Below are 11,604 nucleotides of genomic sequence, written 5' to 3'. Positions count from 1 at the left end.
AAATTTCGGTAGCAGTCTGTGCCGATTTTCATCGGGTTGAGTCGAACAGGCGACAGAGTCGAGCATCCAAGGAAAAGATCACTAGACCTGAGGTGCCAGATGGCCGACCCAGGCTTAATGCGCGCTGATGTCGATGTTGCGCCCGTTGTGAGAGTGCGGCGCCAGCGCCGTCGCTGGTATTAGGAAAACTCCGTAGAAGAATCTTCTTGACAGGTGGACCCTCGTATCCATGGCCAACCTTGGCGTGAGGGAATATCAGCGGATCCTCGACATCGTCGTCGCGGTACTGGATGGCCAAGAGCCTGATCCGCCATGGACGGTGATCACCAAAGGACTCAACGATGCGCTCCGTGGCGCCGCCGCGATATTTCATGGTGAGTTCCGGCCGGCCCTGGCCACCGCCAACGTGCTGGCATGGACGCCTGATGAGATTGGGACCATTCCACTCGATGAACGGCAGCGGGAAGTGGGAGCCACCCATCCGCTGGCCCTCGTCTACGCCACCGGCGACAGGACTCCATGGACCGTCAGCGACGTGATCAATGAAGCCGACTGGCGCCAGAATGCCTGCTACGCGGCCACGAAACGCGACTTCGACGGCGGTGTCCGGCACTTGGCCATACCGCTGCACGCCCCGGCCGGAGCCGTTCGGGCATTCATCGTCTGTCGTTCGGGCACGGACTTCAGTTCCCGCGACCGCGAGTTCGCCCTCCGCGTTCAACCTCTGCTGACCAGCCTCGACAGGCACTTGACCGAACTCCAGCGGCTCCGAGATCGTTCGCCGTGCCCCAGTTCGACGGTCAGCCGAGACAATCACAGCGCAGACCTCGGCGTCACCCCACGCGAGTTGGCCGTCCTCGCGCTGCTGGCCGAGGGACTAAAGGCCATCGCAATCGCCCGCCGACTTGGCGTCATGCCGTCCACGGTGACCAAACATCAGGAGAACCTGTACCGAAAGCTGGGCACCACCGACCGCCTCGCCACGGTGCTGCTCGCACAGACTCTCGGATTGGTGGCCGCGCCCACCACTTCGGCCGCGCCGCACGATCGGAATCTGACCGGCCGCAAGCGGAAGACTGGATAATGGGCTGCTATCCAGTACATCGCGGCGTGCCCACTGTCCATAGTCTCTACCAGCGGCTGGGCGACACCAGGGGGTTATCCGGTAGATCGGGGAGGCGCGGACGACAGGGTTCAAGATCGCATTGGCACTGAGTCGGACGCAACGTTCCGAGGGGCCATCGTTCGGACTTGCGAACTAATCGAATCAATGAATTCGCGTATGTGGGCATATCTATGCGCGAGATGAACGCCCTGTCATCGGCATGTCCGCGAGCCGGCGATCGGGCCCGTGGCCTCGGCGTTCAGGTTCCGGAGGCCATGTAGGCGGCGAGGATGTAGTTGGGATGCCGGTCGAGGTTCTTCCGGGCCCGGTCGTCGCGCATCGTGGTCTTGGGGTCGGCGTGCCGGGCGGCAATCTGCACGTCACGCAGGCTGACTCCGGCATCGAGCATGGTAGTGACGAAGGTATGACGCAGCATGTGCGGGTGCATGCGGGGCATTCGGATCCCCGCGGTGGCGGACAGTTGTTTGAGCCGTTGGGTCGCGGCGTGCCTGTCCATCCGTGTCCCGACGGTGGTGCGCAGGATCGGCCCGGTGGTGCGCTCGTCAACGGCCCGGTCGACAGCGCGGGCCACCGCGGGCGGCAGCGGGACGAGTACGACCTTGCCGCCCTTGCCGCGTACGCGCAGCACCCGGTGGCCGTGTTCTTCGCCCAGGTCGCCGATGCTGGCACCGCAGGCTTCGAAGGCCCGCAGGCCGAGCAGCCCCAGCAGCGCGACCAGGGCGAAGTCGTCGGGTTGGACGACTGCCGGGCGGTCGTGATCAAGGCTTCAAACTGCAGGTTCGGTCTCGTACGCAGCGGCTTGAGCATCAAGAGACCTCGTTCGCACCGCGGCGCAGAATCACCGCGCCGCGCCTGAGCCGCCGGTCGATCCCGCCATCGTCCGTATACGTGCCGTCGGTGCCCCGCCAGTGGTGGAGAGAGCGGATTTGATGAACGCCGTCTTGTCGTTGGCGACGACGCTGCCGACGGGAAGGTCGGAAGACTTGATTTTCGCCATCAGGAACGTCCCCTCCGCTCCACGATTGCCGACGTGCAGATTGACCCAGTGTCTCGCTGGTCGATGTCAAACCGGAAGCCGTGGTTCAGACTGGTGGCGTGTCCGACGGGTGGGGCCTCCTAGTCGAACCGGCGCTCGACGGGATCGTCTACTTCCTGGCGATCCTTCCGGGATTGCTGGTCTTCAGCGTGGCGATGGTCGTGTTCGGCGGCATGGCGGGGCGCATACTCCGGCGCGGCGGACGACTGCGCGGCAAGTACCTGCTCACCGTCCTGATGTGCGTGGTGTTCTTCCTCGTCTTCACGTCCCTGCTCATCGTCGTGGCACCGGTCAGCTACGGCCGATCCGCCCTGCTGGTCGGACTGATCCTGCTCGGCGGCGGCGGGATCGCGTCCGGGATCATCGTCGTGCTGGGCTGCGCCTGCTGCCTCGCCGCCGCCGTGGTGGGCCGGTCGGCTGGGTGACGGCGTCGCTGTTCCAGGTCACTCGTGCAACCGGCTACCTCCTCACCCTCGGCGGGATCCCCATCGCCGTGCTCGCCGCGATCGACACCTGGGACGACACGCTGTTCGACCACCTGATCGCCATCTTGATCTGCGCGATGGGCGGCGCCGGCATCGTCGGTCTCGGCGTCGGAACCTTGCGATGGGCCGGACGGTTCCTGCCCCCGGCCGGCGATCCGTTCGACACGCCGGGAACGACCGTCCTGTTCATCCGTGACTTCGACACCGAGCTGCGGCCGTTCCGGGTCGACTCGCCGTTCCACCACCTGACCGCCGAGGAGTTCCTCGCGGACGAGGTGAACAAGCAGATCGGCGCCATGGTCGCGCTCGGCAGCCCGGCGGATCGCGTCGTCCCGCTCGGCGCCGCCCGCCGCTACGCCCACGACACAAGCTGGCAGGACGACCTTGCCGCGGCCGCCGGACGCGCCCGCTGCATCCTCGCGGTCCCGGCGCTGTCGGCCGGCACGAAGTGGGAATTCACCCACCTGCGGAAGACCGGCGGGCACCGCAGACTGTTCCTGCTGACCCCGCCCGACGTAGACAGCGACGACCGCATTTGGGGCCCCGACCGCCGGCCGGGAGCCCGGTTCGCGCACGCCGTTGCCGCGCTGCACTGGGGATGGTTCCGCCGGCTGCCCACAATAGCGCGACACGGCCTGCCCGAGCACCCGGCGCTGGATCGGTACTGGCCACAACTGGCCGCTCTCATGACAGAGGCCGGTTACACACCGGGCGCGGACCCCGGTCCGGGCGCGGTGCTCGCTTTCGAGGACGACGGCACGGCCACCATCCTGCGCCCCGGCGCCACCACCGCAGCCCACTACCTCGAAGCCGTCACGAACCGCCTGTCCCCCGATCATCCACCACCATCGACCGCAGCACCTTCGCCAGCATCCGAGTCTTCCCCCGCGTGAATTCAATCGAAGCCTGCGTTGAGGCATCGGTCGATATGGTCCCGTAGTTCGGTGAGTTGAGGCGTCCCCTCGTAACAAGACGATCCACGTCGTCGAGAAGTACCCGCATCGCCTCGGCTGCGTTCTGCCAGCCGTCGGTTCGTGCGCTGAGATAAACAGCCTGGAAGCGGACCCAGATGATGCGGCTGTGTTCCCGGGCCGAGTTCTTGATTGAGGGTACCGACCAGGTGGTTCAGGCAAGCTCGAGCCTCATCGGAGGCGCCGGCTTCGGCCAGCCTGGCGGCGAGCATGAACGCGACCTCGGCTGTTTCGTCATCAGCGCTGCCCCGGACTCGGCGGTAGTCTCCGAGCGGGGCGACCAGTTCAGCGATCGCCGGTCATGCCGGCCGGGATCACACTCCGTAGTGAACGACTCACGGCAGGTAAGTAAGACGCGTTGGCGGCGCCCCGTAGAAGGCCGAATTACGAGCTCGGCCGGCCGCCACTGCCCAATTCTTCAGTTTCTCAGCAACTGCAACTCGTCGCCCACCTCGATGACTGGTGTAGGGACCGAGACTGAGCCCGCCACAGTGCAGTGCTGGGCGGGGCTTCGTTGCGGCGGGCATCCGCCGCTTCCTTGCCGGTGCAGGGGTGGGCGGTTGGTTCATGGTCTGGGGCGTCGCGTGCCACGACTTCAGCGCTACCGACAGGACGTGCTGCATGGCTTCGGCGGTGTCGGCAAGCGGGCGCGTGAGCTGGGCGTACGTGGTCAAACCCCAGCTGCTGTAACGCTTTCCCAGGTGCAGGACAGGCGGCCGCGCAAGATGCGTCGTGGCGCATAAGCGCAGGTCAGGCGCTGGCTTCTGCTTTCCGGACGGACTGGCGCGGTCCGGAAACCTCATCGGTGACCTTTATGGTTGGTTCCACATCCGAACCTTCGGAGAGGAGGTGATCAACCAATGTTCGACGTTGCTGTGGTGGAGGCTGGTCGGACGGTCCGGTACGCCGTAGGAAGCAATGCCCGGACCGTCCGCCTGATCGCACTCATGCTGATCGTGATGATCGGCATTCACGTGCTGCTCTGATCGTACGACGCGTGAAGCCCCGCAGGTGAACATGACCTGTGGGGCTTCTCTGCGTCTACTTGTCGCTGACCGCCTTGATCGACGTGACCTGCAGCTTCGGCGCGACGGTGTGTCCGCCGATCTGGGTGTCGTAGTCGTGAGCACCGACAACGATCGCCTCAGCGCGGAACAAGTCCCCCTCGACGAATTCCCCGAGCATGCCGGCGTCGCCGACGACGAAGGCTGGCCCGTTCGTCAGGTCCAGGTCTACGACGCAGGCCGTGTCCTCCGTTATGGGCCTGGACACGACGAAGATCGCTACGGAGGTCTCAGCGAAGCCAGTCTCTTGACTCCGACGAGGACTGGGAGACCTTCCAGATCACCGACGCCGAGTTCGAGAGCGTCTGGCGCTCGGACGATGCGTGACCACCCCGCCATCCGGTAACGCGCGCGTCGCGGCAGATCAGTGCACTGGATCTTGGCGACTCGCAGCGCCGCACAAGCGATTGCAGGCGGGCGAGCAAAGCCGTCGCCATGATACGGAACAATGACGGGTTGTTGTCGATCGAAGGCATCTGCCCACTATCGTATCGACAGCGCGACGACACAGCCGCCACACTGGACTGGTGCCGCGCCGCCTTCGTTATCTGGACGCTGTCCGTGTACTTGGCGGATCGGGACCCGTAGTCGCGGCCTTGGACAATTTACTCGGTGCGGGGCTTGCAGTGGCGACGGCCGGCGGCAGCACGGTCGCGCTGGGCCTGTTCGACCTCAAGGCTGAGGTCATCCGGCTCAGCCAGCAGCTCACCGGCCAGTTGCACGATCGGGTGCGCGGATTGGCCCGGCACGACCGGAGCAGTCGACTCCAAGCCGCACACGCCGTCCTGGTAGTGAGCGCTTTTTTCGAGGCCTTGGACGAGCTTGCCTCCGCGAAGCTCAAAGTGAAGCGCGACGAGCAACTGGCGATCATGCTCGGCGAGTCGACCGAGCGGAACTGGCTAGTTTACCTGCTGGTTAGCGATATCCCGACACCGTCGCCCGAGAGGTCATACTCCGACCTTGTCAGTGACCTCGGCGAGTTTTACGCGGCTGCGGAGCAGTCCCTGATGGACTACCTCGAGGTGGGTGGTCTCGGAACGCCATGCGCGGCTGCCGATCAAGAACGTCTTGTCGGTCGAGAAGGCGCTCTGGTCGGCCGAGCGCTCGAACGATACGACGACGCTCACCGGCGCCTGACGGTTGAGATGCCCGAGTTTGCGGTGTGGGTCGGCCGCTTCGAAGCCCGCGCTGCGGCCAGCGCCCTGGCTGAAGTCGAGGAGATCCTGGTCCGGACTACCTCGGGCCGCGACCCTGACCGGCACCGGGCTGCGGTAGCCCGCTCGTACCGGGCGGCGCTGCTGCGGCCGATCATTGAGGGAGGGCCGGAAGAAATCGGCATCCCACGATTAGGCGACGCGTTTGTGGACCCCCGGTTTCGTATCAAGGCGATCGCACCTGGCGTCCGAGTCGCTGACGAGGGCTGGTGGGAAGTCCCGTCACGGCCCAACTTGACTGCCTTCCTGACGGGCTACCTCACCACGCCCGAGGCCACCGATGCACCAATGCTGATACTCGGCCATCCTGGCGCCGGCAAGTCAACGCTGACGCGAATGTTGGCCGCCCACCTCCCGCCGGCGGACTTCCTCGCCGTGCGAGTGCCGTTACGCGAGGTACCTGCCGAAGCAGAGATCCAGGACCAGATCGAACACGCCCTGCGGCGCGAGATCGGCGAGACTGTCACCTGGGCCGACCTGGCACGCAGCCTCGACGGCGCCCTCCCTGTCATTGTCCTCGACGGCTTCGACGAGCTGCTGCAGGCGACCGGCGTCCACCAGTCCGACTATCTGAGCCGTGTCCTCGCCTTTCAGCAACGCGAGGCACGGCAGGACCGCCCGGTAGCCGTCGTCGTGACTACTCGGGTCGCCGTGGCCGACCGAGCTCGGATCCCAGCAAAGGGACTCGCCGCCCGTCTGGAGCCATTCGACGGTCCGCAGGTCGACCAATGGCTGGCAAACTGGAATCAGGTCAGCACGGCCCGCGGCCGCCCAGAGCTACCGAGCGCCGTAGTCCACCGGTTCCCAGAGCTCACCGAACAGCCATTACTGCTGCTCATGCTTGCTCTCTACGACGCCACTGACGGCGCACTGCGGCGCCGTGCGGCGGACACGTCGTTCGACACCACAGAGCTGTATGAGCGGCTGCTCGGCGATTTCGCTCGCCGCGAGGTACGACGACTGCACCCGGACCAGCCCGAGACAAGAATGACCATGGCCGTTGAGGAAGAACTGACCCGGCTGTCCATCGTCGCCTTCGCCATGTTCAACCGTTCTCGGCAATGGGTGACCCAAGCCGAGCTCGACACCGACCTCGACGCTCTCGGCATCAGCCCGGTCCGCTCCCTCGGCACCGCCTTCCGCGGTACCCTCACCGCAGGCGAGGAGCTGGTCGGACGATTCTTCTTTATCCAGCGGACGCAGGCCTTACAAGACGGCAAAGCCCTCATCACGTACGAGTTTCTGCACGCCACATTCGGCGAGTACCTGGTCGCCCGGCTCGTCGTGCGGGAACTCGCTGACGCCGCCCGGGACCGGTTCTGGGCTCGGGCGCTCCGCACCGGCCGACCGACCGACGACCTTCTCAAGTCACTACTCGACTCAATGCCGATGTCAATCCGGACCACAGTACTGCCGTTCACCGCGAGCTTGCTGCGGGAAGTCGATCGGTCAGGGCTCCGAGACTGGCTGATCGCCCGCATGCGGCTGCTGTTTGCGACTTTTCAGTGGAACAGAGGGAGAGGCGGAGACGGACTTCCCCGCGATCTCACCGAGCGAGGTCCCGATTACGCAACGGCGATCTACGCCCTCAACCTGCTATTGATCACGTTGTGCCTCGGCCCGGTTCGCGCGAGCGAGCTGCTGCCTGAGAACGACGATCCGGCGTCGACGTTGCGCCACGCCGCCCATCTCTGGCGCGCGGCCGTGCCCAGCGAACACTGGTTCGCCGTCACCCGGGTACTCGACATCCGACGCACCTGGTCCGATGGTCGACGCGACATCGAGCTTGAATCCGCGAGCCCGACGAGTCGCATCGAATCGGTCGAACCATTCTGGTCCCACAGTATTCCTCCGGGAGCCGAGGAACGGTCGTGGGAGGCATCCTCGGTGATCTCAAACTTCTTTGAACTCGAGTCAACACAGCGCTCGGTACAGCTGAGCGGTAACTTGAGCGACGATGCATTCCGGCATGCGCTTCAACCACTGATCGACTCCATACCACACACACTTTCGGCGTTCGTCATCCAACGAACGGGCGAGCTCGAGTCCATCGCGCATAGCCTGATCCGGCTTTGGCTGGCGTCCGAGTTGAGCGATGGCATCGAGTTGGAAGGAGCTTACGAGCGCGCTGCTGTCGCCTTATCAGGGTTCGGCGGCCCGGACGTCCCTGAGAGCGCGACTCTCGCGATCACCTTATTTATGCGCATGCTACTCAGGGAAGCGCCACGCATCCCGGGCCAAGTAATTCTCGATGCAATAGTTTCGCTAGAGAGCAGAAACAGACTCCGGGCGCACCACGTGTCCATGATCGACGAGCTGCTGGCCGGCCCGAACCAGCTGACCAACGAAATGATCCATCGGCTTCGAGGGGTATCGGCAGACTACTTCCGCAAGCGTCCCCGCCGCGAGCAGGAATGATTCCAAGGCGGCAAATCGGCAGTAGTCTCACTTTCTGGGCGCAGGAATCATGGTCCAGAAGCTACCAGCGCGGCCCGTCGGCAGCTCCATCAACCGAACCGGGACGCTCAGCGCGTTCCCGCACTTCGCACGCCGGTCGACTCTCCACTGCGGCACTGTGGAACTTCGCCACGTGGCATCTGAAATAGGAGGAGTCTTTCGGAGAAAAGGGCAGGCCATCTCCGCTATCGGGGCGGAGTGGCCGGGGAACACCATTCCCGAACGCACTCAATTCGGCATGTCCGCGTGCTGCCACGGTCAATGAGAGGCGGAGCCGATCTTGTCTCGCAGGGCACTAAGTCTCCTGCGACTCGATGCAGGTGACGACGGTCCATAACGGCACGCGCCCGCAGCATGCCGGTGTGGCGTGGTCGACGAGCTGCAGCTGTCTGTCATTTCATCGTCTATCGTACCCGAAGGTAGGTACTTGTAGCCGCGGGCAAGGTTCTGGGAGTGACACTATGGCCAAGCAGGTAATTACGGTTATCACCGACGATCTCGACGGCGGGGACGCCGATCGGACCGTCGAGTTCGGGTTCGACGGGGTGAATTACACCATCGACCTGTCGGAGAAGAACGCCGGCAAGCTCCGCAAAGCCCTCGACCCCTACCTGGCGGTCGCGACGAAGGTCGGCCGGATTGGCGGCACCGGCCGTCTCACGTCCCGCGCCGCGCAGCCGGTCCGGTCAAACCGGGATCAGAACCAGGCGATCCGCGAGTGGGCGGTCAAGAACGGCTACGAGGTCTCCGAACGCGGACGGATCCCCAGCACGATCGTCGAGGCATTCCACGCGAAACGGTAACCCGGCGGCCCACAATGGTCGGCCGTGAGAGCGCCGGTCATGTGTCGTGCCGGGCGGTACTTGCCCGTCGGAGCTAGGGCCTTTGCCCAGGGCCAGAGCTCGGCCGGCGGGTTGGGCACCGGTTGTTTCGTCGTCATCGCCGTCGAACAACCGCCGTACGCGTACGGGATAGCACCACAGCCCCAGTAGGGCAGCAGCCGGTCCGGCACCGTCCCGAGCACGATACGCGGGTCGAGATCTTCGCTGCCGGCCGTGCACTCGTGCCGCCAGTTGTCGCCCAGGTGGCCGAACTGCGGGCGTGGCCATCGAACCCAGGGTTTGTCCACCGCGCCACCTTGTGTGCGCGCCAGATCCGATCGAGGCAGCAGAGGCCGTCACACCTCACAACGCGTCACCAAGGTATGGCGCTGCATGCTCTCGACGCGGCCGATGAGGTTGCTGCATCGGCGACGCAAATAATAGGTTGATCTCTGGACGAGCGTGGCACTGGATTCGTTGGCGCATCTGACCCATCTCGAAAGCGGGTACTACCCGACCTTGGATACCTCGGCGCTCAAGGCCGCTATCAGTCGACTCAGTTCTTCCCTTTCGAACTTATGTAAGTTCGGCCTGATCCGCCGGAGAAAAGGAAGAAAGGGAGGTTCGCCGTCTTCTTTGACAGAGCAGCCGGTCAGTGCCGTAAAGATATTCCAGGCAGATTTTCCGCCTCCCCGGATCCGGTCCGGGATACCTTCCAGAGTGGCCACCTCCTGCGCTCCCTCAGTTTGCGAAAGAATGGTTCGAGCCTGGTTGAAGTCGTAGCCCGGAAAGAGTTGGTAGGTCCTCCATTCATCGGCCAATTCTCGGAGGTGTGCGGTCCGCGGGCTGCTGGGATCCAGGAGTTCGGTGCAACTCGCGAGAACCTCCAGACCGCCCTCCTGGTTCAGGCATTCGCTGACCAATTCCACCATGTGTGGTCGGGCGGCGGCATGGTCGTGGAGGTTCAGCGGCCGATCCATCTCTCGTTGCAGGAGGTCAATGAGCAGCCTCCGGCCGCTCGGGTCGCGGAGGGAATTGATGTTCAAGAGCGCGTCGACGGCCGCCACGAGGATCTGGTGGCGGGCCGCCGAAGCCACACCCGCCAGCCCTTGCACAGTCAGTTCGCTGAGTCTGAGCTGAGCGTCGGCCAGTTCGCGCCGGGTCGTCTCGTGCCGCTCGCGCTCCGCGGACAGTTCGTTCAGCAGCCGCGACCGGTCGGCTTTGAGCGCCTCCAGTTCGCCGTGCAGCCGTGCAATTTCGCCATGCGGCCGGGCAATTTCGGGAGGGGACGGCGTTTCGAGGCCGGCGCGGGCGGTGGACCGCGCGTCGTGCCGCTGCTCCGCGACACGCTGCCACGCGCTGATCCAGCCGGATCGCTCCGCAAAGGGAACCTCGCACGCCTCGACGAATGCCCGGACGAACTCCTTCTTGGGCACGCGCCTCCCGTTAAGCGCGTCGGTGAGCGTAGCCCGGCTTAGATACACCGAAGCACGTCCCGCCTGGCGCTGCTTCTCCGCCCAGCGCTCAAGATCGCGATAGGACATGCCGGAGCGTACATGCAGGCGCCGCAACAGGCCCGCGAGCTCCGTACCCGTTACAACGGAGCTCGGGTCGAGATCGTCAGGCCGCACGTTTCACCGTCCGCGATCGTCCGTGACTGTCCGATGTTGTCACGGAGACTACCGCAGACCACCGCACGTCAGACGGCCGTTGCCGGTCGCGGATGTCCGAGTATGGCGTTTACTGGCAGACCTTGTCCGCTCACCTTCCGGACACCGGATCGCTGTGGCTTTCTTGTATCAGAGACATGGCAGAACATCCCGGAGGAAGAAATGACAATGCGAGATCAGGAACCGTGCCGTCGGCATGAAACTACCTGGAAAATTCTTCTCGCCACCGTATCCGGCATCGTCGGAGGTGCGGTCCGGGCGCTTCTGGATTCCGTCTTCAGAAATTGATTCCGAGACGTGCTCTATTCAGCCACGGTTCGCAATCCGCCTAGGCTTACCGTGGCCGGCACCCAATTTCAAGGAGGTAGGGTTCTCCTGGGGCCGTCGAGCGCCCTGGTTCCTTGATCCTGAATGGATCAAGGGAGAGCCCCATATCCAGGAAATCAGTCCTCGGAGAACGTCATCGGCCAGGGCGGCGGGCTCATTCGCCGACGAGAATCCGGACCCGGGGTTGCGCGCACTATCATCGCCAAATGAGGATGTTGGAAAGACCGCTGCCCGTTCGGGTGGTCCGGTCGAGGAACGCCTGATCACCTTGTGGTGTGCTCTTGGACGGCCGGTGAGCGTCGAGGGGATGACCTTGCGCGTTTGGCGGCTGACAGGGCTGCCTCTCGGTTGCTATCGATATGGCAGCGGCTTGTTTCCTCAGCTGTGAGGTGATCGCGATGCCTGAGCGTCCCTGTCTCCCGTCGGCTCCACT

The 11,604-nt window shown here is 64.4% G+C and carries 12 protein-coding genes; 7 read left to right on the top strand and 5 right to left on the bottom strand.

Annotation, left to right across the window (positions count from 1 at the left end; genetic code table 11):
• Positions 1-229 precede the first annotated feature (229 nt).
• A complete protein-coding gene (locus Ari01nite_RS10500; RefSeq protein WP_203780969.1) occupies positions 230-1,084 on the top strand; it encodes a helix-turn-helix transcriptional regulator in 855 nt (284 codons plus the stop codon).
• Positions 1,085-1,364: 280 nt separating this feature from the next.
• Here Ari01nite_RS10500 and Ari01nite_RS10495 read toward each other — a convergent pair whose 3' ends face one another.
• A complete protein-coding gene (locus tag Ari01nite_RS10495) occupies positions 1,365-1,787 on the bottom strand; it encodes a tyrosine-type recombinase/integrase (RefSeq protein WP_239162644.1) in 423 nt (140 codons plus the stop codon).
• Between Ari01nite_RS10495 and Ari01nite_RS10490 the strand changes: the two genes are divergently transcribed.
• The gene (locus Ari01nite_RS10490) at positions 1,758-1,982 is read left to right on the top strand and encodes a hypothetical protein (protein WP_203780968.1); all 225 of its coding nucleotides are present in this window, start codon (positions 1,758-1,760) and stop codon (positions 1,980-1,982) included. The genes Ari01nite_RS10495 and Ari01nite_RS10490 overlap by 30 nt on opposite strands.
• On the opposite strand, the gene Ari01nite_RS10485 is transcribed toward Ari01nite_RS10490, so the two are convergent.
• The gene (locus Ari01nite_RS10485) at positions 1,965-2,123 is read right to left on the bottom strand and encodes a hypothetical protein (protein WP_203780967.1); all 159 of its coding nucleotides are present in this window, start codon (positions 2,121-2,123) and stop codon (positions 1,965-1,967) included. The genes Ari01nite_RS10490 and Ari01nite_RS10485 overlap by 18 nt on opposite strands.
• 98 nt (positions 2,124-2,221) lie before the next feature.
• On the opposite strand from Ari01nite_RS10485, the gene Ari01nite_RS10480 reads away from it, so the two are divergent.
• From Ari01nite_RS10480 to Ari01nite_RS50855, 3 genes are all read left to right on the top strand, one after another.
• Entirely contained in the window at positions 2,222-2,587 is a 366-nt protein-coding gene (locus Ari01nite_RS10480; protein ID WP_203780966.1) for a hypothetical protein, read from the top strand.
• A complete protein-coding gene (locus tag Ari01nite_RS10475) occupies positions 2,584-3,540 on the top strand; it encodes a hypothetical protein (protein WP_203780965.1) in 957 nt (318 codons plus the stop codon). Before Ari01nite_RS10480 ends, Ari01nite_RS10475 begins: the two co-directional genes overlap by 4 nt.
• A gap of 938 nt (positions 3,541-4,478) precedes the next feature.
• Positions 4,479-4,604, top strand: a complete 126-nt coding sequence (locus Ari01nite_RS50855; protein ID WP_275410839.1) for a hypothetical protein — start codon at positions 4,479-4,481, stop codon at positions 4,602-4,604.
• 55 nt (positions 4,605-4,659) lie between these two features.
• On the opposite strand, the gene Ari01nite_RS10470 is transcribed toward Ari01nite_RS50855, so the two are convergent.
• A complete protein-coding gene (locus Ari01nite_RS10470) occupies positions 4,660-4,890 on the bottom strand; it encodes a hypothetical protein (RefSeq protein WP_203780964.1) in 231 nt (76 codons plus the stop codon).
• A gap of 22 nt (positions 4,891-4,912) precedes the next feature.
• Positions 4,913-5,158: a hypothetical protein gene (locus tag Ari01nite_RS10465; RefSeq protein ID WP_203780963.1), complete on the bottom strand. Its 246-nt coding sequence runs from the start codon at positions 5,156-5,158 to the stop codon at positions 4,913-4,915.
• Positions 5,159-5,209: 51 nt separating this feature from the next.
• Here Ari01nite_RS10465 and Ari01nite_RS49750 point away from each other — a divergent pair, with 51 nt between their 5' ends.
• Together Ari01nite_RS49750 and Ari01nite_RS10455 are read left to right on the top strand one after the other, a co-directional pair.
• Entirely contained in the window at positions 5,210-8,314 is a 3,105-nt protein-coding gene (locus Ari01nite_RS49750) for an NACHT domain-containing protein (RefSeq protein WP_438872161.1), read from the top strand.
• A gap of 500 nt (positions 8,315-8,814) precedes the next feature.
• Positions 8,815-9,156, top strand: a complete 342-nt coding sequence (locus tag Ari01nite_RS10455) for a histone-like nucleoid-structuring protein Lsr2 (RefSeq protein WP_203780962.1) — start codon at positions 8,815-8,817, stop codon at positions 9,154-9,156.
• Positions 9,157-9,683: 527 nt separating this feature from the next.
• Here Ari01nite_RS10455 and Ari01nite_RS10450 read toward each other — a convergent pair.
• Positions 9,684-10,805 carry an effector-associated domain 2-containing protein gene (locus Ari01nite_RS10450; RefSeq protein WP_203780961.1) on the bottom strand — a complete coding sequence of 374 codons (1,122 nt, stop codon included), beginning with the start codon at positions 10,803-10,805 and terminating at the stop codon, positions 9,684-9,686.
• Positions 10,806-11,604 lie beyond the last annotated feature (799 nt).

Source organism: Paractinoplanes rishiriensis (genome assembly GCF_016862375.1).
GTDB lineage: Bacteria > Actinomycetota > Actinomycetes > Mycobacteriales > Micromonosporaceae > Actinoplanes > Actinoplanes rishiriensis.
This window is presented reverse-complemented; position numbering and strand designations above follow the sequence as displayed.

Bases quoted from the DNA above. Each gene is read 5' to 3' on its own strand.
- Ari01nite_RS10500 (WP_203780969.1), top strand. From the start codon at position 230: ATGGCCAACCTTGGCGTGAGGGAATATCAGCGGATCCTCGACATCGTC.
- Ari01nite_RS10485 (WP_203780967.1), bottom strand. From the start codon at position 2,123: ATGGCGAAAATCAAGTCTTCCGACCTTCCCGTCGGCAGCGTCGTCGCC.
- Ari01nite_RS50855 (WP_275410839.1), top strand. From the start codon at position 4,479: ATGTTCGACGTTGCTGTGGTGGAGGCTGGTCGGACGGTCCGGTACGCC.
- Ari01nite_RS10465 (WP_203780963.1), bottom strand. From the start codon at position 5,158: ATGCCTTCGATCGACAACAACCCGTCATTGTTCCGTATCATGGCGACG.
- Ari01nite_RS10455 (WP_203780962.1), top strand. From the start codon at position 8,815: ATGGCCAAGCAGGTAATTACGGTTATCACCGACGATCTCGACGGCGGG.